Below are 21353 nucleotides of genomic sequence, written 5' to 3'. Positions count from 1 at the left end.
CGGCGGTCAAGCCGCTATTTTCGCCGCTATTTGGCGAATGCGGCGAGCGCCGGCCACGCATTACTGCGTGGCAAGGCTCAATTCGGCGCGCGGACTCCACTTGGCCTCGGGCGCCACCGCCTTGGCCGCGCCCAGGAACAGGCGCTCGGGCGGCAGGTTCTTCGTGGCCAGGTAGTCCTTGACGGCCACGCCGCGCTGCAGCGCGAGCTCGCGCATCACGTCGTCGCTGACCGGGATGTTGGCCAGCAGCAGCGCCTCCATCTCGGCCGGCGGCAGGTCCTTGGCCATGCCGATCAGGTTGCGCGGCTTGGGCATGTCGGCACGCTTGTAGACCTCCTTGAGCAGGGCCGGGTATTCGGCCTCGCTCACGGTGATGACGCCGGTGGCGGTCTGTCCGGCCAGCACGGCGGCGCGGCGCTTCTCGGCCTGCACCAGCGCCTTCAGGCGTTCGTGCTTGTAGCCGTCGCGCTCGGCCTGCAGGCTGGCGGTGCCGACCACGGTCATCTTGAGCGAAGGCCGGTCGGTCAGGGCATTGGCCACTTTGTCCAGCCCCTGCCGTGCGTCGGGCGAGAGCATGGCGCTGCCGGGCGCGAAGGCCACCATGCTGAGCTCGTCGCCGCCGCCGCCGAAGGCGCTGGCCAGCAGCGAGAACGGCGAGGTGATGGCCTTGACGATGAGGTTGACGATGACCTTGAAGATGATCGGCCCGAGGCTGAACTGCGGGTCGTTGAGCGAGCCGCTGATGGGCAGGTTGATGTCGATCACGCCGTTGCGGTCGGCCAGCAGCGCCACCGCCAGCTTGACCGGCAGGCTGGCGGGCGCGCCCTTGACCTCGTCGCCGAAGCTGAGCTGGTTGAGCACGAGGTTGTTGCTCGCGGTGAGCTGGCCGTCGGGCTTGACGAGGTAGGCCACGTCCACGCTGAGCTTGCCGCGCTCGATGCCGTGGCCCGCGTACTTGATGGAGTACGGCGACAGCGGCGGCAGTTCGAGGTCGCGCACCTTGCCCTTGATGTCCAGTGCCAGCGGCTTGGCCAATGGGTTGAGCTTGCCCAGGATCTCGAGCGAGGCCGTGCCTTCGGCGCGGCCGCGCAGCTCCAGGTCGGCCAGCTGCGGCGAGCCCTGGGGCGAGACCGAGGAGAACGCGCTGAGCTTGCCGGTGAGGTCGCTCAGGTCGGCCGAGTAGTTGGGCTTGACGAAGTGGTCGGTGAACAGCACCTTGCCGTTGATCAGGCTGACCGGGCCGACCCGGATCACCGGTGCGGGCGCCGCCGTGGCGGTGCCCGCGGCAACGCTGGCAGCCGCGGCACCGGCCGGCACCGGGGTTGAAGCGGATTTTTGGCCGGATGTCCGCGTCGCCGGGTCGTTGGTTGCTATCGAATTGGTAGCAACCGCGGCACCGGTCGTGGCCGCCGGCACGGTGGCCGTGCCGGTGGCGGCGCTCGATTTCACGAGGTCCTGCAGGTTGATGCGGCCGTTCTCGTTGATGATGACGCGGGCGAAGAAGTCGCTGAGCGTGGTTTCGCGCACATCCACCGTGGTGGCGGTGCCGGGGGTGAGCGAGACCTCCAGGCCGCGCAGGCTCAGCGCCTTCCAGCTCAGCAGCTCCTCGCTGATCGCCAGGCCGCCCTTGCCCGCGGCGGCCTCCTGCGGCGGCGCGTCCACCGGCACGCTGTTGGCGCGGAACTCCTCCAGCGCGGTGTCGCCGCTGAGCTTGAGCGCCGGGCCGGCCTTGCCGTCGGCATAGCGCACCTGGCCCTTGAAGCTGGCGTCGGCGCGCAGCAGCTCGATATTGAGGGCATCGGCAAAGTAAGGCGCGAAGGCGTGCAGCGGCAGGCGCTGGGCATCGACCCGGCCCTGCGCGGCCAGCGGCTTGAGCGCCAGCGTGCCGCGGTAGTCGAGCCGCCCGGGCTCGGTCCGGCCGGCGCCGAGGCGGGCCGACACCGTCAGCGGCGAGGGCTTGGCGCTGTCGGGCGCGACGTTCTTCATCTGCAGCTTCAGGCCGGTCAGCTCGAACGCCACGGGCCTGGCCGTCGCCTGGTCGAGGTAGGACAGGGCGCCGGCGTCGAGCGTCACCTCGCCCAGGGCCACGCCCCAGGGCTTGTCCGCCGCCCCGCCCGGCCGGTGCCCGGGCGCCGCCGCCGGCGCGGCGCTGCCGGCCTTGAGCCAGTGCTCGAACATCCAGCGCCGGTCCTCGCCGCGCCCGACCTTGGCCCGCGGCTGCGTCAGCGCGAGTTTCTCGACGCTGAGCGTCTGCTGCGCCAGATCCAGCTGCGCCTGCGCCAGCTCGATCTTCTTGACCGAGGCCAGCGGCGCCCGGCCCTGGGTCAGGGCCAGCTGGTTGAGCACCAGCTGCCGGGCCTGCACCTGCAGCCCCGGGGCCTGGCCGGGCCCGGCGGGCGCCTTCCATTGCAGGGCGAGATCGGCGTCCAGCGTGCCGCCCAGCGCGGGCGTGATGAAGGACGCCAGGTAAGGCGCCGCCGCGGCCAGCGGCACCCCGCCGACGGTGGCGGTCACGCTGGCGGCGATGTCGGTGGCCGTGCCGCTGAAGCTCAGGCTGGCCTGGCCGGGCTGGCTGTCGAGCACGGCCGCCCCGCTGAACTGCAGCGGCTGGGCCACCGGCACGGCGATGCCCGAGGCGTCCAGCGCCACGTTGCGCAAGGCCAGCCGGGCCTGCGGCGCGGTGCCGTCGTCGCTCCAGGCCACGGCGCCGCCGCGCACGGCCACCTTGGCCACATCGATCTTCCAGCCGCCGGCCGGGGAGACTTTGGCGGTGGGGGTCTTTGCGGCGGCGTCGCTGGCCGCTGTCTTTTGGGGCGCCTCCGGCGTGCCGGACAGATCAAGGTTGAGCCGCCCCGCCTTGTCGCGGCGCACGGCCAGGCTGGGGGAATCCAGTTCCACGGCGGCCAGCCGGGCCGTCTGCTCGAACGGCCGCACGTCGTCCAGCGTGAGCTTGAGCGTCTCGAAGCCCAGCAGCTCCTGCGCCCGGGCATCGGCCAGCTTCACGCGGCTGGCCTGCACGGTGCCGCTGAGCCGCACGGCGATGCGCGGCGTCTGCTCGAAGGCCACCCGGACATCGGCGTCCAGCGTGGCGGCCTGCAGCTTCACCGGCACGCTGGCCGGGATGTAGCCGAGGTAGGGCGTGAGGTCGAAGCCCGCGAGCTTGATGCTGGCGTCGGTCTTGCGGGCCTGGGTGAAGGGCGTGCCGACGGCCGAGGAGTCGAAGCTGCTGCCATTGAGCCGGAAGGCCAGCCGCGGCTCGACCTTGACCTCGCGCTGCGACGGCAGGTTGCTCAGGAACGGCACGCTGAGGTTGAGTTCGCGCAGTTCGTGCGTGCGGTGGACGGCCTGGTCGGTGAAGTCGACCGAGCCGCCCGTCAGCGCCAGGTTGTAGAGCGCGAACCTGGGCGGTTCGCCGGGCGGCTGGCCGGAGGGCTGGCTCAGGCGCGCCAGGATGTCGTCGATGTCATAGTGGCCGTCGCTCAGGTGCGTGAGCCGGAGCTGGGGCGCCTCGACCTCCACCGCGTCGACCACTGGCGCCAGCCGCAGCAGCGACTGCAGTTCGCCATCTATATAGATACGCTTGATCAGCAACTGGGGCGGCGCCCCGTTCGCGCCGGCGATGGCCAGGTCGTTCAGGGTGAGTTCGAGCGTCCAGGGCTTGAAGTCGACCGCGCCAAGGGTGACCTGGCGGCCCAGCTTCTCGGTGGCGATCTTCTCGGCCTGGCTCTTGACGAGGGGCGGCACGGCCAGCCAGCCGATCCCCCACAGCGCCAGCACCCCTCCCACGGCCCAGGCCACCCTTCTGAACCATTTGTTGTTTTTTACTGCATCGATGTCCATCCCCCGAGTTTTCAGCGCGGGCCTGAAAACGTCAATGCCTTGTTGCAGGCGGAAGGGACAAAAAGAAAGCCCGGACGGTAAGCCTGAAGCCTGGCCGCCGGGCTTGACGGCTGACGTAATGTCTTTGCCGTCTGGGTTCGCAACGGGGAGAGTCGAGTCCCACGTTGCGTCGGAAGCAAGAGATTGCTTCCATGAAGTGCCGGGGCTACCGCGCGAACGGCTCCTACCGGCGTTTGCCTGATGGCTCAGGCCCTGCCAACTTAGCAAAGCGCCAGAGGGAATTCAAATTGACTTTTCAATGATGGCTCCGGGCGCGATTGCCGATTTTGTCTTGACAAGGCCGCTTGAATCCTCATTCGCGGCCTGCGCAGGCTGGCCTGGGTCCGGAGCCCCTCGAACCGGGCCGTAGGGCGAACTCCCCAACACCTGTTACATCGGCAGCCCTTCCTGCCGGGCCCGGCCCGGCGCGGTGTGCGGGTGGCGGGAGGTGATGGGAGTGCTCGTTCCGCCCGAAAAACAACCAAAATCCCCCAATGTCCTTTCACAGTGGTCCTTTGTCGCTCTCATTTCGATAGCAAACACCAATCTTCAGGCTCCATGCGACGAGCCCGGGCCCCCTCTTTTTCGGCCTTCCAGGGGGCTCCAAAGTTCGATTTTTAATACCATTTTTGATATTAATGACTAATTTTTAATAATTGACTTGGTATTTTGAAGCACCCTAGAATCCGCCAGTCCCTCCAAAGACCGAGGGAGAACCCGAATCCGCTGCCGAACCCGGCTAAGTCGCATTGCTGCCATAAGTCTTGAAGACGGAGCAGGATGCTGATTGCGTACCAATCCAAACGAGGAGCCTGTTGCTGCGATGCTGCCCCCGAGCCGCATCGCGAAGCAGGCCCGCGCGTAGAAAGGAAGTGCTATGACAGCGTTAGGAAAAATCGCCCAGGGCCTGCGAACCTTCGCATCCGATGTCGCCCAGGGCTTTTTTGAGATCACGCACAACGGCTTCGCCCTCCTGGGGCTGGCGGTGGTGTTTTCCGTGATCACCCTGACTGCCCGCCCTGACCTGCGTCAGGCTGGCGAAACGAAACTCATCGGCTGGCTGCAGGCGCGCCAGGAAGCCACTCTGGGGCTGCCCGTGAACGCCGAAGCCATTGACCGCGCCACCGCGGCCAACCCCAAGGATCTGCCCAAACAGCAGGCCGCCGTGGCCTACTGGCTGAGCAAGAAGTACCGCGTCGCGCCCGAGCCGGTGAGCGCGCTGGTGGCCGAGGCCTACGACATCGGCGAGCGCACCAAGCTCGACCCGACGCTGATCCTGGCCGTGATGGCCATCGAATCGGGCTTCAACCCGTTCGCCCAGAGCCCGGTCGGCGCCCAGGGCCTGATGCAGGTGATGACCCGCGTGCACAGCGACAAGTACGAGAGCTTCGGCGGCAAGCTCGCCGCCTTCGACCCGGTGACCAACCTGCGCGTGGGCGTAAAAGTGCTGCAGGAATGCATCGCCCGCGCCGGTTCGCTGGAAGGCGGCCTGCGCTACTACGTGGGCGCCGCGAACATCGAGGACGACGGCGGCTATGCCGGCAAGGTGATGGCCGAGCACGTGCGCCTGCGCCAGGTCGCCACCGGCCGGGCCAGCCCGCTGCCGCCGCCGCAGAGCATTCCCGCGGTCGGCCCCCCGGCCAAGCCGGACAGCGGCGAAGACAAGGTCGCCCTGCTCTCCCAATCCTGAGCCGCCGACCGGCGGGCGCAGGTCAGTTACACTGGGCGGGTACGCGACTGGCGATAGGCGCGGCCGCCCGTTGGGCAAGCCGCCGCTGACGTGGAGTTCCGCGGGAACCATTCCCCGGACGGCTGCCGGATGAAGCCGGCAAAAACCACTGGGAAGCGTACCGCCCGAGTCCTTGGGACCGAGGCGTTCAGCCGTTCGCCTGGGCAGCCCTTGTTTTATGCAAGGCCCGTTGTCTTTAAGGACTGCCATGTACCAACGCCATATCCTCGTCGAGCAAACCGACCCCGAACTCTTTGCCGCCATCCAGGCCGAAAACGCGCGCCAGGAACACCACATCGAGCTGATCGCCAGCGAAAACTATGCCTCGCCGGCCGTCATGGCGGCCCAAGGCTCGCAGCTCACCAACAAATACGCCGAAGGCTACCCCGGCCGCCGCTACTATGGCGGCTGCGAGCATGTGGATGTGGCCGAACAGCTGGCCATCGACCGCGTCAAGCAGATCTTCGGCGCCGAAGCCGCCAACGTGCAGCCGCACTGCGGCGCCTCGGCCAATGAGGCGGTGTTTCTCGCCTTCCTGAAGCCCGGCGACACCATCATGGGCATGAGCCTGGCCGAAGGCGGCCACCTGACCCACGGCATGGCCCTCAACATGAGCGGCAAGTGGTTCAACGTGGTGAGCTACGGCCTGAACGACAAGGAAGAGATCGACTACGACGCCATGGAGCGCAAGGCCCACGAGACCCGCCCCAAGCTCATCATCGCGGGCGCCTCGGCCTATGCGCTGCGCATCGATTTCGAGCGCTTCGCCAAGGTGGCCCGGGACGTTGGCGCCATCTTCATGGTGGACATGGCCCATTACGCCGGCCTGATCGCCGCCGGCATCTACCCCAACCCGGTGCCGCATGCCGATGTGGTGACCTCCACCACCCACAAGAGCCTGCGCGGCCCGCGCGGCGGCATCATCCTGATGAAGGCGGCACACGAGAAAGCCATCAACAGCGCCATCTTCCCCGGACTGCAGGGCGGCCCGCTGATGCATGTGATCGCCGCCAAGGCCGTGGCCTTCAAGGAAGCGCTGGCGCCCGAATTCAAGGCCTACCAGCAGCAGGTTCTGAAGAACGCCCAGATCGTGGCCGAGACGCTCACGCAACGCGGCCTGCGCATCGTGAGCGGCCGCACCGAGAGCCACGTGATGCTGGTGGACCTGCGCGCCAAGGGCATCACCGGCAAGGAAGCCGAGGCCGTGCTGGGCGACGCCCACATGACCATCAACAAGAACGCCATCCCCAACGACCCGGAAAAGCCCATGGTCACCAGCGGCGTGCGCATCGGCACCCCCGCCATGACCACGCGCGGCTTCAAGGACGAGGAAGCGCGCCTGACCGCCAACCTGATCGCCGACGTGCTGGACAACCCGCGCGACGCAGCCAACATCGCGGCCGTGCGGGAAAAAGTCAACGCACTCACGAGCCGCTTCCCCGTCTACCGCTGATCTCCCATGAAATGCCCCTTCTGCGGCCACCCCGAGACGCAAGTCGTCGAGACGCGCGTGTCCGAGGAAGGGGATTTCATCCGCCGCCGCCGCCAGTGCGGCGCCTGCGAGAAGCGCTTCACGACCTATGAGCGGCCCGACGTCAACTTTCCCACGGTCGTCAAGAAGGACGGCCGGCGCATCGACTACGACCGCACCAAGCTGATTGCCTCCATGCACCTGGCGCTGCGCAAGCGGCCGGTCAGCACCGAGCAGACCGACGGCGCGATCGAGCGCATCGAGGAAAAACTGCTCAACCTCGGCGTGCGCGAGATCGCCTCCAACCGCATCGGCGAACTGGTCATGCGCGAACTCAAGAAGCTCGACAAGGTGGCCTATGTCCGGTTTGCGAGCGTCTACCGGAGCTTTGAGGACATTGACGAGTTCAAGACACTGGTGGATGAGGTGAGGCGGTAGGGGCGGCGCTGTTGACTTCGGACCACAGGCCAGAGCAAAAACTGCATTGATTCCTGACCGTTGACGCGCCTTTGGCTACCACCGGTCGGCTCCCCCTCCGCCGCCGTCGGGAGCCCTGTTAGATTGCCCGCATGAGAAAACGCTCAAGCTTTCGATACGGACAGTCAGGCTTCAGCATGATTGAGGCCCTCGTAGCCATCGTCGTGATGTCGCTCGGACTTTTGGCGGTCGTCGGGGTGCAGCTCGAAGCCCTGCGAGGCAATCTGGACGCATCGCAAAGCGCCGTGGCCTCCTCGCTGATTCGCGATTACCAGGAGGCCTTGACCGCCATACCCAGCCTGGCGGCCAGAACCACCACCGACAAAATCACCGCCATCGACAAAAGCAGCTACACCAGCTATGGCACCGCCATCGAGTGCAAGGGCGCCACGGCCAACTGCTCCAACGCCCAGTTTGCGGATTTCCAGACGCGCGAATGGATCGACAGAACGCGCAAAGCCCTGCCAGGGGGAAAAGTCACCGTTTGCTTTGACAACGCCTACCGGGAAACATCCGGTACCGCAGCAGGCCTTTTCAAATGGGACTGCAGCAATACGGGCGTTCTGGTGGTGAAGATCGGCTGGGACAGCAAGCCAGCGCGCGCCGGTGGCAACACGCTGGAAACCGGCATCACCGATGGCACCGACCGCCCTCGCCTGGTCGTTCCCGTCACCGGCAGCCCAGCGGGAGCCGCCCTGTGATTCGCCGCCTTGCAAGCGGCAGGGTGCGCCAAGCCCTGCAAACCGGCCTGACCCTGGTCGAACTGCTGGTGTCGCTGGTCATCATCAGCCTGATCACCATCGCGGCGCTGGCGCTCTACACCACATCTGCCGGCACCTACCGCACCACCGACGCCAACCAAGCCCTTCAGGACAATGCGCGCTTCATTTTTGAGTTGTTCAGCCAGGCAACCCGGCAAGCGGGCCTTCAGGACACCTACCAATACGCCCAGCTCCAAACCGGCCTCGCTCCCTCTTACAACTGGGACGTTGCCCGGTTCACCCCCGTGCCACCTTCTTTGCTAGGGCACCGCGCTCTCTTTGGCTACAACAATGCCAAGGCGGTCGCCTCGCCCAGTGCCGGCACTGACTACAGCGCCGATGACAACTCAGGCACAACCAACAACAACAGCGACGTCTTTGGCGTGCGTTACTTCGGATCTAGCCGGCAAACCGACATCACCACCGGCGACGGCTCCGTCATCAACTGCCAAGGCACGCCCGTCCCTTATCCCCTGACCGCCAGCGACATCGGCCTCAGCCTGTTCACGGTGGGCACGGGCTCCACAGGGGAGCCTGAATTGCAATGTATCGTCCAAGGGAACCCCCAAGTCCGGCCCCTCGTTGGAGGCGTTGAAACACTTCAAATCGTGTACGCCGTTGATACCGATACCGGCGCCACGGCCGACAACTCCCCCAACCGCTGGCTGAACGCGGCCCAGGTCAGCACCGCTGCCCTGTGGCCCAAGGTTCGAATGATCCGCGTGGGAATGGTGCTGCGCGGCGCGCCCGGCTCTGCCGAAACGCAGGCCACGGCCCTTTACCCATTGGGAGAGGAGTTTTCAAAGATATCCGGCAGCCCCTCCACCGAGACCGGGATGGTATTTACCCCACCGAACGATGGAAGACTTCGCCGGGCTTTCGCGTTCAACATCGCCGTTCGCAACAACCTTGAATGAGAGCTGCATGAATTCGAGGAACAGAAAACACAAACAAGGGGGGATGGCGCTCATTCTGGTGCTCGGCCTGATGAGCGTCGTCTTTGTCGTCGCGGCCACCTCCATCCGCCTGACCATGCTGGCCGAACGCTCGTCGCGCAACGACCGGGACAGGCAAATTGCCTTCCAGGGCGCCGAAGCGGCCTTGCGCGATGCAGAGCTGGACATCATGGGCCCCAACACGGCCACCAACTCCCGCTGCAGCATTCGGTCCAAGCAAACCGAAGGCCTGTTCGTCTCCGGTTGCGGCAACAACACCGCCAACAAGACTCGCGGGCTTTGCGAAATGAACCCAGGCACGGCGCTCCCGCTGTACACCAGCATCAATTTCGAGGAAAGCAACGACAACAACCGGCGCTATACCCTCTTTGGTGAATTCACGGGCCGCACAACCAGCCTGACCGCCCAAAGCGATGGCGGCATCAGCGCCCAGCCCCCTCGCTACATCATCGAACTGGTCAACTATGACACCGCACCAGTCACCTATTCCGGCACAGGCGTCACGGCCGGTACCATCAATGCCAGCCAGGGCGAAACCGCATTTTTGGTGACCGCCGTGGGCTACGGCGCCTCCGTCGAAACCAAGGTCATGCTTCAGGCCGTGATCTTCAAACCCCTTGCCACACCAGGGTGCTGACAATGAGAAAACTGATCCACAACCCTCGTGTCTGGATTTCCGGTGCGCTGGTCGGCCTGGGCATTCTGATCGGCTACCACGTCGTGGCCCAATCCACCGGCACGCCCACGATCGACTTCGACAATGGCCCGCTCGTATCGACCAAGCAGCCGGCCAACGTGGTGCTGGCGCTGTCCGTGGAATACCCGACGTCCGGAGGCGCCTACAAGGACGCCGCCTATGACAGCAGCAAGGAATACATCGGCTATTTCAATTCACAGCGCTGCTACGACTACCCCGGCTACGGCACCGTGCGTACCAGTGCCAACTTTAGTGCCGGCACCGATTTTTTCACACCGACCGGCGACGCCGATGGCAGCCACCGTTGCAATATGGGCAGCGCCGGTACCGGCTTCAGCGGCAACTATCTGAACTACGCCACCATGAGCGCGCCCGACATCCTGCGGCTCGCGCTGACGGGTGGTGACCGCGGCATCGACGAACAGACCCGTACCGTGCTCGACCGCGGAACCACTGCGGCGCCCTGGCGCCGAGCCTTGAACGCTGCAGACGTCGCCAGCGCCACGCCCTTTAGCAACAACGCCAGTGTCTACGCCTACAACTGCAACGATCAAGTGGTTTTCACCACCAACTCAGGCAAGGGCTGCGATGCACCCAGTCTGACGGATACCACCGATCTACGCCCCATCGTCGCCAGTTCCACCACGGCCTCCGGCACCACCACGGCCACTCCAACGTTCCCACCAATGCAATCGATCGGAACGACTTGGACAGACACCGGCGCCTACACCACCACGGTGCCCACAATGGGGCCATCCACTCTGGTCACGCTTTACACGCAGACGTTCTCTGCAGGAAAAGCTGTCTTGTCACTTACCATCCCTCCACTCGGACCACTGGAAAATGGCGGGACTACTGACCAAGGGGTGAAAAGCACGACCTATGTGCTCAATGGCACGGCAACCAGCGCCGCCCCCACTTCCTATGGCACGGACAAGGATCGAACCATCCAGGGCTACTACTGGACCGGGCAAACCACCACGACGACGCCCATTGCTGCCGCAGAGTCTCCGGCCGTCATCCGAGGTTATGTGCCCGACGGCACCACCTCCACCGTCGTACCGCCAGCCGCGGCTGAGTCCCCTGCCGTCATCCGCGGCTATGTCGTGACCGGTACGACGACCACGGCGCCCACAGCTGCCGAGATCGCCGCCAATGAACCCGGCGGTCCCATCATCCGGGGCTACCTCTGGACAGCGTCCGGCCTGTATTCCCGTGACTATCAGGGTAACGGCGCGCCCAACACAACAACGACCGCACCCTACGGTACGGGCACGGGCAACCGCTATGTGTGCACAGACACGGCCTCGCCCCGGATCATCCGATTCTCGTCGACCACAGGCTCAAACTCCACGACAAGCGCGGGATCATCCAGCAATATCACCACCAAGTTCTGTACCGATCAAGGGCTAAGCTGGGCCAACCTCAATTCGACGGCGCTGAAAACCGTCTACATCAACTACAGCCAGGGTGCCCCCTACTACAACGATTACACCCCGTTCTACAGAGACTACGTCCCCTACTACAGGACCTACGCCCCGTACTACAAGAACTACGACCAGCAGCTCTGGTACCTGACCTACTCGTCCTACCAGAAATACAAGATCTATATCGAGCAAGCCGTCTGGAATGTCTATACCCAGACGGGACGAGCTGTCGTCAAGCCTCGGGCCCTGGTATGTGACGACATCGAGGGGCCGAGCCGTTTGGTCACCTATGGCTCCGGCACGTCGGACTCCTACAACTACTGTACCAAGTACGTTTTCAATGGCACCGTGGGTTACAAACCCGAAGGACAGGTTCAACAGAAGTCGGAGTCGCTGCGCGTCTCGGTGTTCTCCTATCTGATGGATAACAGCGGGACACGCTACGGCGGCGTGCTGCGTGCGCCGATGAAGTATGTGGGCCCGAACCGCTACACCACCGCCGGCGTGCTGGAATCGAACCCCGAACGAGAATGGAACCCAGCAACCGGCGTGTTCATCACCAAGCCGATCAACGACTCGGTCTCCACCTCGTACACCTATACCGGTGTCATCAACTATCTGAACCGCTTCGGCAAGTCGGGCACCTACAAAACCATCGACCCCACGGGTGAGCTGTGGTACGAGTCCCTGCGCTACCTGCAAGGCCTCCCTCCCACTGTCAGTGCCACCGCATCGATCACGGAAGCCATGAAGGACGGTTATCCGGTCTACACCAGCTGGACGGACCCGCTGACCTCAGCCTGCCAGATCAACAACTACATCATGGGCATCGGGGACACCAACACCCACTACGCTCGCAGCATGCCGGGCGTCACGCGGGCAGAACAGACCACCATGTTCAACGAAGGAAGTACCCCTTTCGACTTTGCATACCCGACAGCCAACACCATCAATGGCTCGACCACGGGCGTCAATGCACACACTTGGACCCAGGTCATCGACTCCTTCGAGCGCAACAACGCCGGCAAGGTCTACACCGACCCGCGCGGCAACAGCCGCGCGGCCAATGGAAACCCGGCCCCCAACTCGGCGCTGGGCAACCTGGACACCACCGCCACGGGTTCGGGTAGCCATGACAGCTATCACTGGGCCGGCATGTCGTACTGGGCCAATACGCAGGTCATCCGGCAGGACGTGCTAGGCGGCATCACAACGGACAAGGTACGCGTCAAGACCTTCATGATCGACGTAGACGAAAACAACCGCGGCAGCATCGACAGCAACATCAAGGCCACCAGCTACTACCTGGCCGGCAAGTACGGTTATTTCACCGACAGTGAGCAGGACGGTAGCCCCTTCAGCGGCTCATCTGCTTCCAGCAAGTGGGCTGATTCCTCAGGCGCGCCCAAGGGCTACGTGCTGGCCAGCCAGCCTCAGCGGCTGGTGGCGGGCATCAAACAGTTTTTCGACGATTCATCCCGCACGGGTAGTTCCTTTGCCACGGTGGCCACCAGTAGCGATCAGTTGAAAGCGACCGACCCCCAAGGCAATCAATTTGCGCCCAGTTTTGTTCCTGGCGAATGGTCAGGCACCGTCAAGAAACTGGGGATCAGCCTCAACACCACGACCTTTGCAATCGCGGGCGATCCTACCGTGGTGTGGGACGCTGGCGCCATTCTGACGTCTGCCTCGCGCGACACTGGCGTGGTAGCAGCGCCCAAGGTCAAACCGGCGGACCGGAATATCATCGCCTACCTGCAAGGCACATCCGAAAGCTTGTCTAGTGCCGCCACCTTCACCTATGCGGGCATGGGCAACGGAGCGAGTCTTCCCGCCTCGTTCAATCAGGTACCTTACACAACACCCTCGGTCACCGACAGTCTTGGGCAGGTCCGCCTGGACTACCTCCGGGGCGACCGGACCAAGGAACTGGATGACACCTTCAGAAGCCGGGTCAGTGTCATGGGTGACATCATCAACTCGGGCCCGCAGTACAAGGCCGGCGCCAACCCGACCATTACCAGCGACGATTACACCGCCTATTTCAACGCCAAGAAGTCACGCACACCGGTTATCTATACAGGCGCCAACGATGGCATGCTGCATGCTTTCCGTGCCGACAACGGACAGGAGTTGTTTGCTTACATTCCCGGCCCCGTGCTACCACGCCTGCCCAGACTGACCAGCAAGGGCTACATCCACGAATTGTTCGTCGATGCGGTACCCGTTATTGATGAAGCCAAGACCAGTACCGGATGGAAAACCATTCTGGCCTCCGGTATGGGAGGCGGCGCACAGGGCGTCTTTGCACTGGATGTCAGTGATCCCCTGAACTTCACCAAAGAAAAGGTCTTGTTCGAGTTCACCGACAAGGATGACCCGGCCATGGGCAATGTCCTATCCTCTCCCAAGTTCGTCAAGATGAGGGTAGCCGGCTCTTCCCCCGCGAGCTACAAGTACTACCTGATGGTGAGCAGCGGCTACAACAACTACAAGAATGACGGGGCTGGCCGCTACACCACCTCTTCGGACCAGGCGGTTTTTTTCCTCGACCTCAACAAGGCACCCGGCGCGAACTGGTCGGAGAACAGCAACTACTTCAAAGTCGTCTTGCCCGCCGCCAGCAGCACCGTGGCCAATGGACTGGGAGGCGTCGGGGCCTACTATGGGTCCGCGCAGGAAGCCGTGGAGTTCTTCGTGGGAGACCTCCAGGGCAATGTCTGGAAAATTGCCTTCCCTGACGGCATCAGCTCGAGCAAGATCTCATCGGCCGTCTACACCAACAACGCCAGCGTCAAAAAGCCCTTGTTCACCGCCCGCGACGGCACCACGGGGACTGCCGCAGCGCAGCCCATCACGACGGCGCCGGTCGTTTCCGCCTACCCCGGTGGCGGGAAGATGGTGGTGTTCGGCACTGGCCGCCTCCTGGAAGCGCCCGACCGCTCCAGCACCAGCCAGCAAACCATCTATGGCGTATGGGACAGCGGCCTGACCACGGCGGCTGGCTACAACCTGACCCGGGCGGATCTGAGTGCCAATGCCTACATCACAGCCACCCAATCCGTCACGGTATCGACCCAGACCTATTCTGTCGCCACGGGAGCCAAGCGCGGCTGGTACATGGATTTGAAATATTCTTCGGAACGGATCGTCATCAGCCCCCCACTGAGTTCCGGCATTGCCTATTTCACATCCAGCATTCCTCCGGCATCTCAATGCACGGACAATGGCGTGTCTTACCATTACCCGCTAGCCACTTCCAACGGTGCCAAGATAGGAAACATCTTGGGAGGTGACGCGTACTATGGGCGCGCCGTCCCGCTGGATATCGACACGTCCACCACCACCCTGTCCTCCTACTCGGATCGCAACGTGTCCGGCCGACGGGTCGCCACGAAGAAAGCAGGGGTTATTGTTCCCGGGCAGGATGGAAAACTCATCAGTTCCACCGTTGACGTGCAGTACCTGACGGCCGGTCGCGTGTACTGGCGAGAGGTTCGCGACATTTACTCCGTCAGCACTAACCGCTAACCACGAAAAGTCATGAAAAAACACGACAAGAACTCAGGCTTCACATTGGTAGAACTCATGATTGTGGTGGCCATCATCGGGATCCTGGCTGCGGTGGCCTACCCAAGTTACGTCAAGCAGATCGAGAAAGGTCGGCGCAACGAATGCCGGGCGGGTTTGTTGCGCACCATGCAGCAGCAGGAGCGTTATTTCACGCAGCAAAACACCTACGTGGCTTTCACTGCTGGGGCGACGTCTGCGCCCATGGCCGCATTTTCCGGTGACGGCCTGGCAAAAAGCGCCTGCACCATTTCGGCCCAGGCATGCGGCAGCGACGCCCTGACGGCCTGCATCCAATTGACGGCAACGCCGAGGCAGGCCGACTCCAGCATCAATTACCTCTACTTCGATAGCCGCAACAACAAGCAGTGCGACTTGAAGAGCAATGCCGGAACCAAGGTCGCGGATACGACGATATGCTGGCCATGACTCGCGCCCCAGCCCCACCTCAAGCCTCTCGTGCCAGGGCGCTGGGGTTCACGCTCATCGAGTTGCTGATGGTCATTGCGATTGCAGCCATTCTCATGGGTCTTGCCGCCCCCAGCTTCCGCAACATGTTGCTCAACCAGAAACTGGCTTCATCGGCCAGCAATCTTCTGGGAGATGTCATGCAGGCACGCAACGAAGCCCTGGCCAAGAACCGCCGCGTCACGGTGCAGCCGGCATCCGGCACGAACTGGGCGGCAGGCTGGGTGGTTTACGTGGATCTCAACAACAACGGCAGCTACGACAGCGGAAGCGACACGTTGATTTCGCAGTCAGGCGCCGTTCATTCGGCACTCACCATCACGGGAAAGAACGGCGGCGCTGTTCCAGCGAATTTGTCCTTTGACTCTCGCGGCTTTCTCCAGGGCAATGCCGGCACCCGCTTGGTATTTTCCTCTGCAGATACAGCAAGGCAAAAACACGTCATCGTGTATCTGACGGGCCGAGCCCGCCTCTGCGACCCCTCCACGGCCAATTGCACCGCCGACACCTGATCTCGGGAGCGTCGCTGGAACGTCATCGATTGCTATAAAATCCATAGCATCAAACAACCATCCGACAAGCACAATCTGCATTTTTTCTTTGAAAATCGCCTGAAGCCCCCCTCGACCTCCATCCTGCCTGACTCGGCCCACGGCAGCATGCGGTTCGCGGATGATTCATCGCGTGCATCAAAGAACGCTGCAAACTGACATCGGCATCTGCCCCGTTTTCCCCCATGGAAATCACCCAAGCTCTTGCGCTCGCTCGCAACGCAATGCGGATCAGTTCTCCCAACCCCCGGGTGGGTGCCATTCTGGTTGCTCCCAGCGGTCAAGTCATCGGCCAAGGCTACACGCAGCAAGCAGGCGGGCCGCATGCTGAAATCGTGGCGCTGCGTGATGCCGCACGTCAAGGCTTGGACACGCGGGGCGCCACCGCCTACGTCACCCTCGAACCCTGCTCCCACCACGGCCGCACCGGCCCCTGCTGCGACGCGCTGATCGCCGCGGGCATCAAGAAAGTGGTGGCCTCCATCGCCGACCCCAATCCGCGGGTGTCGGGCCAGGGGTTCGAACGGCTGCGGGCCGCGGGCGTGGAGGTGGAGGTCGGGTCCGGAGCGGCCGAATCGCGAGAGCTCAACATCGGATTCTTCAGCCGCATGATCCGCAAGACACCCTGGGTTCGCATGAAGATCGCCGCGTCACTCGACGGCAAGACGGCGTTGCTCGACGGCACCAGCCAGTGGATCACCTCCGAAGCCGCACGCGCCGATGGACATGCCTGGCGGGCCCGCTCCTGTGCCGTGCTCACCGGCATCGGAACCGTACTGGAAGACAACCCCCGGCTCGACGTGCGGCTGGTCGAGAGCCCGCGCCAGCCCCATCTGGTGGTGGTGGACAGCCGGCTCGAAACACCGCTGGACGCCCAACTCTTCCTGCCTGGCCGGACCCTGTACATCTACGCCGCCCACCAGAACGATGCCAGGAAGGCCGCGCTCGAGGCGCGCGGCGCCACCGTGATCCACCTGCCCGGCCCCGGTGGCAAAGTGGATCTGGCGGCCATGCTCCAGGATCTGGCCCGGCGCGAAGTCAACGAACTTCACGTGGAGGCTGGTCACAAGCTCAATGGCTCACTGGTCCGCGAAGGCCTGGTGGACGAATTTGTGGTCTACCTGGCCCCCAAGCTCATCGGCCAGGGGCGCGACATGGCCAGCTTCGGGCCCCTGGCGCATCTGGGCGATGCCGTGCCGCTGGAATTCAGGTCCACCGACCTGCTGGGGCCCGATCTGCGCATCGTCGCCCGCATCCCGGGGCGCGACGCGTTCTAGCCCGGAGCCGACGGCAAGCCCGGTCTGGACCGGCAGGCCCGCGCCGGGTTTTAAGGGTTTCCCCAGCCATCACCACCAATCCCTGCGAAAATAGGGGTATGTTCACCGGAATCATCACCGGCGTGGGGCGCATCGCCGCCGTCCACGACCTGGAAAGCTCTTTACCTCCTGGCCAACCCCCTCAGGATTCGCGGTACGGCAAGCGCCTCGCCGTGGAGGCCCCCGCCGGCTACCTCGACGATGTCGGCCTGGGCGACAGCATCGCGCTCAACGGCGCCTGCATGACCGTCGCCAGCCTCGATCCCTCCCGCAGCCAGTTCAGCGTCGACATTTCCGCCGAATCACTGAGCAAGACCGCGGGCCTGGCACACACCGGCCCCATCAACCTCGAAAAGGCCCTGCGTGCGCACGACCGCCTGGGCGGGCACATCATGTCGGGCCACGTGGATGGCGTCGGCCAGGTCACGCATTTCGCCGAGGTGGGCGAGAGCTGGGAGCTGCGCGTGCTGGCCCCGTGCGAGCTGGGCAAGTACCTGGCCTACAAGGGCTCCATCGCCATCAATGGCGCGAGCCTCACCGTCAACCGCGTCGCCGATTCGGCCGCCGGCAGCGAGGTCAGCATCAACCTGATTCCCCACACGGTGCAGAACACAGCGCTGGGCCAGCTGCGCACCGGCTCGCAGGTGAACCTCGAGATCGACATGATCGCCCGCTACGTGGAGCGCATGCTCAGCGCCGATCCGCAACAACGCCCGCCGAAAGAAACGCCATGACCCAGCCCGCCCCCGTGGCCATCTCCCCGGTCGAAGACATCGTGGCCGACATGCGCGCCGGGCGCATCGTGATCCTGGTCGACGAAGAAGACCGCGAGAACGAGGGCGACCTCGTCCTGGCGGCCGACCATGTCACGCCCGAAGCCATCAACTTCATGGCACGCTTCGGCCGCGGACTGATCTGCCTCACGCTCACGCGCGAGCGCTGCGAGCGCCTGCGCCTGCCGCCCATGGTGGCACGCAACGGCACCAAGATGGGCACGGCCTTCACCGTCTCGATCGAGGCCGCCGAGGGCGTCACCACCGGCATCTCGGCCGCCGACCGCGCGCGCACCGTGCAGGCCGCGGTGGCCCCCAACGCCCGGGCCGAAGACCTGGTGCAGCCCGGCCACATCTTCCCGCTGCAGGCGGTCGATGGCGGCGTGCTGATGCGCGCGGGGCACACCGAGGCCGGCTGCGATTTCGCCGCCATGGCGGGCTGCACGCCCGCCGCCGTGATCTGCGAGATCATGAAGGACGACGGCACCATGGCCCGGCTGCCCGACCTGCAGCAGTTCGCCGCCGAGCACGGCCTCAAGATCGGCACCATCGCCGACCTGATCGAGCACCGCAGCCGCCACGAATCGCTGATCGAGAAAATCGGCACCCGCACGCTGCAGACCGCGTTCGGCGAATTCACCGCCCATGCCTGGCGCGACAAGCCCAGCCAGGGCCTGCACCTGGCGCTGGTGCGGGGCCAGTGGGGCCCCGACGACGCCGTGGCGGTGCGCGTGCACGAGCCGCTGTCGGTGCTCGATGCGCTCGAGGTCGGGCGCGCCATGCACTCCTGGAGCCTGGACGCGAGCCTGCGCCACATCGCGCAGGAGGGCCAGGGCGTGGCCGTGCTGCTCAATTGCGGCGAGAGCGCGGCCCAGCTGCTGACTCAGTTCGAAGGCACGGCCTGCGCGGCCCAGGCGCCCGAGCGCGGCCGCATGGACCTGCGCACCTACGGCATCGGCGCGCAGATCCTGCGCGACTGCGGCGTCCACAGGATGAGGCTCATGAGCAACCCGCGCCGCCTGCCCAGCATGGTCGGCTACGGGCTCGAGATCACCGGCCACATCACCAAGTAAAAAACACACAAGGAACACACCCACATGTTTGGCGCAGACAAGGGAACGGCCGACAGGCTCGACGGCAAGGACCTCTACATCGGCATCGTCCAGGCCCGCTTCAACGAAAGCATCACCAATGCGCTGGCCGAGGCCTGCAAGGCCGAGCTGGCGGCCCTGGGCGTGCAGGACAAGCGCATCGACCACGTACGGGTGCCCGGCGCGCTCGAAGTGCCGGTGGCACTGCAGGCGCTGGCCGAGAAGGACCAGTACGACGCGCTGATCGCGCTGGGCTGCATCATCCGCGGCGAGACCTACCACTTCGAGCTGGTGGCCAACGAATCGGGCGCCGGCGTGAGCCGCGTCGCGCTGGACTACCAGCTGCCCGTGGCCAACGCCATCCTCACCACCGAGAACCTGGAGCAGGCCATCGCCCGCCAGACCGACAAGGGCCGCGACGCGGCGCGCGTGGCCGTGGAAATGGCCAACCTGCTGGACGAGCTGTCATGAGCGAAACGCCCGCCTCCGGCGCCAAGCGCCCGCCCCGCCAGTCGCGCACCGGCCTCACCGGCACCGGCGCACGCAAGGCCGCCAGCAAATCCAACCGCAGCCGCGCGCGCGAGTTCGCGCTGCAGGCGCTGTACCAGCACCTGGTCGGCCGCAACGAGGCCACCGCCATCGACACCTTCACGCGCGACCTGGCCGGTTTCCACAAGGCCGATTCGGCGCACTACGACGCATTGCTGCACGGCTGCATCGAGGAAGCCGCCGACCTGGATGCGCTGATCCTGCCCCTGCTCGACCGCAAGCTCGAGGAAATCTCGCCCGTCGAGCATGGCGTGATGTGGATCGGCGTCTATGAATTCCGCCACTGCGCGGACGTGCCCTGGCGCGTGGTGATCAACGAGTGCATCGAGCTCGCCAAGGAGTTCGGCGGCACCGACGGCCACAAGTACGTCAATGCCGTGCTCAACGGCCTCGCGCCGACGCTGCGCGCCGTCGAGGTGGAGGCCGACAAGGCCGCAGGCAAGACCCGCTGATGAGAATCTCCACGCGCGCCGAGCGCATCGAGCCGTTCTACGTGATGGAGGTGGCCAAGGCCGCTTCCGCCCTGGCCCGCGAGGTGGCGCACAGCGACCGGCCGATGATCTTCCTGAACATCGGCGAGCCCGACTTCACCGCGCCGCCGCTGGTGCAGGAAGCCGCGGCCCGGGCCGTGCGCGACGGCGCCACGCAATACACCCAGGCCACGGGGCTCGAGGCCTTGCGCGAGCGCATCAGCGGCTGGTATGCGCAGCGCTTCGGCGTCGAGGTGCCGGCGCGGCGCATCGTCATCACCGCAGGCGCCTCGGCCGCGCTGCAGCTCGCCTGCCTGGCCCTGATCGAGGCTGGCGACGACATCCTGATGCCCGACCCGAGCTACCCCTGCAACCGGCACTTCGTCAGCGCCGCCGAAGGCCGGGCCGTGCTCGTGCCCACCTCGGCCGAGGAGCGCTTCCAGCTCAGCGCGGCCAAGGTACAGGCTGCCTGGACGCCGCGCACGCGCGGCGTGCTGCTGGCCTCGCCCTCCAACCCCACCGGCACCTCGATCCACCCGGACGAACTGCGCCGCATCCATGACGTGGTGCGCCAGCGCGAGGGCATCACGCTGATCGACGAGATCTACCTGGGCCTGAGCTACGACAGCACCTTCGGCCAGACGGCGCTGGCGCTGGACGACCAGGTCATCAGCATCAACAGCTTCTCCAAGTACTTCAACATGACGGGCTGGCGCCTGGGCTGGCTGGTGGTACCCGAGGCGCTGGTGCCGGTGATCGAACGCCTGGCGCAGAACCTGTTCATCTGCGCCAGCACCGTGTCGCAGCATGCCGCGCTGGCCTGCTTCGAGCCTGAGAGCATCGCCGAGTACGAACGCCGCCGCGCCGAGTTCAAGGCCCGGCGCGACTGGTTCATCCCGCAGCTGCAGGCCCTGGGCCTGGACGTGCCGGTGATGCCCGACGGTGCGTTCTACGCCTGGGCCGACTGCTCGGCCGCCTGCGCGAAGCTCGGCCTGCAGGGCAGCTGGGACTTCGCCTTCGAGGTCATGAAGCGCGCCCACGTGGCGGTGACGCCGGGCCGCGACTTCGGCACGGCCGAGACGCAGAAGTTCATCCGCTTCTCCACCGCAAGCTCGATGGCCCAGCTGCAGGAATCGGTGGCGCGGCTGCGGGCCCTGCTGGCATGAGC

At 64.9% G+C, this 21353-nt stretch carries 16 protein-coding genes; 15 read left to right on the top strand and 1 reads right to left on the bottom strand.

Annotated elements, in window-relative coordinates; genetic code table 11:
- Window positions 1–60: 60 nt before the first annotated feature.
- The gene (locus MMF98_RS06255; protein WP_243305384.1) at window positions 61–3840 is read right to left on the bottom strand and encodes a DUF748 domain-containing protein; all 3780 of its coding nucleotides are present in this window, start codon (window positions 3838–3840) and stop codon (window positions 61–63) included.
- 916 nt (window positions 3841–4756) lie between these two features.
- Here MMF98_RS06255 and MMF98_RS06250 point away from each other — a divergent pair.
- From MMF98_RS06250 to MMF98_RS06175, 15 genes are all read left to right on the top strand, one after another.
- Window positions 4757–5569, top strand: a complete 813-nt coding sequence (locus MMF98_RS06250; protein WP_243305383.1) for a lytic transglycosylase domain-containing protein — start codon at window positions 4757–4759, stop codon at window positions 5567–5569.
- A 247-nt stretch (window positions 5570–5816) separates the two neighbouring features.
- On the top strand, window positions 5817–7061 hold the full coding sequence (gene glyA / locus MMF98_RS06245; RefSeq protein WP_243305382.1) for a serine hydroxymethyltransferase: 1245 nt from the start codon (window positions 5817–5819) through the stop codon (window positions 7059–7061).
- Window positions 7062–7067: 6 nt separating this feature from the next.
- On the top strand, window positions 7068–7517 hold the full coding sequence (nrdR, locus tag MMF98_RS06240; RefSeq protein ID WP_243305381.1) for a transcriptional regulator NrdR: 450 nt from the start codon (window positions 7068–7070) through the stop codon (window positions 7515–7517).
- A 131-nt stretch (window positions 7518–7648) separates the two neighbouring features.
- Window positions 7649–8257, top strand: coding sequence for a type IV pilus modification protein PilV (pilV, locus tag MMF98_RS06235; RefSeq protein WP_243305380.1), 609 nt, complete (start codon window positions 7649–7651; stop codon window positions 8255–8257).
- On the top strand, window positions 8254–9234 hold the full coding sequence (locus tag MMF98_RS06230) for a PilW family protein (protein WP_243305379.1): 981 nt from the start codon (window positions 8254–8256) through the stop codon (window positions 9232–9234). Before pilV ends, MMF98_RS06230 begins: the two co-directional genes overlap by 4 nt.
- Window positions 9235–9277: 43 nt before the next feature.
- Window positions 9278–9910: a pilus assembly PilX family protein gene (locus tag MMF98_RS06225; protein WP_243305377.1), complete on the top strand. Its 633-nt coding sequence runs from the start codon at window positions 9278–9280 to the stop codon at window positions 9908–9910.
- A 2-nt stretch (window positions 9911–9912) separates the two neighbouring features.
- Window positions 9913–14928, top strand: coding sequence for a PilC/PilY family type IV pilus protein (locus tag MMF98_RS06220; protein ID WP_243305376.1), 5016 nt, complete (start codon window positions 9913–9915; stop codon window positions 14926–14928).
- Window positions 14929–14940: 12 nt separating this feature from the next.
- Entirely contained in the window at window positions 14941–15396 is a 456-nt protein-coding gene (locus tag MMF98_RS06210) for a type IV pilin protein (RefSeq protein ID WP_279343541.1), read from the top strand.
- On the top strand, window positions 15384–15947 hold the full coding sequence (locus tag MMF98_RS06205) for a GspH/FimT family pseudopilin (RefSeq protein ID WP_243305375.1): 564 nt from the start codon (window positions 15384–15386) through the stop codon (window positions 15945–15947). Before MMF98_RS06210 ends, MMF98_RS06205 begins: the two co-directional genes overlap by 13 nt.
- A gap of 224 nt (window positions 15948–16171) precedes the next feature.
- Window positions 16172–17263, top strand: a complete 1092-nt coding sequence (gene ribD / locus MMF98_RS06200) for a bifunctional diaminohydroxyphosphoribosylaminopyrimidine deaminase/5-amino-6-(5-phosphoribosylamino)uracil reductase RibD (protein ID WP_243305372.1) — start codon at window positions 16172–16174, stop codon at window positions 17261–17263.
- A gap of 98 nt (window positions 17264–17361) precedes the next feature.
- Window positions 17362–18036 carry a riboflavin synthase gene (locus MMF98_RS06195; RefSeq protein ID WP_243305369.1) on the top strand — a complete coding sequence of 225 codons (675 nt, stop codon included), beginning with the start codon at window positions 17362–17364 and terminating at the stop codon, window positions 18034–18036.
- Entirely contained in the window at window positions 18033–19148 is a 1116-nt protein-coding gene (gene ribBA / locus MMF98_RS06190; RefSeq protein ID WP_243305367.1) for a bifunctional 3,4-dihydroxy-2-butanone-4-phosphate synthase/GTP cyclohydrolase II, read from the top strand. The genes MMF98_RS06195 and ribBA overlap by 4 nt, the downstream gene beginning before the upstream one ends.
- Before the next feature lie 24 nt (window positions 19149–19172).
- Window positions 19173–19637, top strand: a complete 465-nt coding sequence (gene ribH, locus MMF98_RS06185) for a 6,7-dimethyl-8-ribityllumazine synthase (protein WP_243305365.1) — start codon at window positions 19173–19175, stop codon at window positions 19635–19637.
- Window positions 19634–20167: a transcription antitermination factor NusB gene (gene nusB, locus MMF98_RS06180; protein ID WP_243305363.1), complete on the top strand. Its 534-nt coding sequence runs from the start codon at window positions 19634–19636 to the stop codon at window positions 20165–20167. The genes ribH and nusB overlap by 4 nt, the downstream gene beginning before the upstream one ends.
- The gene (locus MMF98_RS06175) at window positions 20167–21351 is read left to right on the top strand and encodes a pyridoxal phosphate-dependent aminotransferase (RefSeq protein ID WP_243305361.1); all 1185 of its coding nucleotides are present in this window, start codon (window positions 20167–20169) and stop codon (window positions 21349–21351) included. Before nusB ends, MMF98_RS06175 begins: the two co-directional genes overlap by 1 nt.
- The last annotated feature ends 2 nt before the right edge of the window (window positions 21352–21353 follow it).

Source organism: Variovorax terrae (genome assembly GCF_022809125.1).
GTDB lineage: Bacteria > Pseudomonadota > Gammaproteobacteria > Burkholderiales > Burkholderiaceae_C > Variovorax_A > Variovorax_A terrae.
The sequence above is the reverse complement of the archived record's forward strand: the minus strand, read 5'-3'. Positions and strand labels throughout refer to the sequence as shown.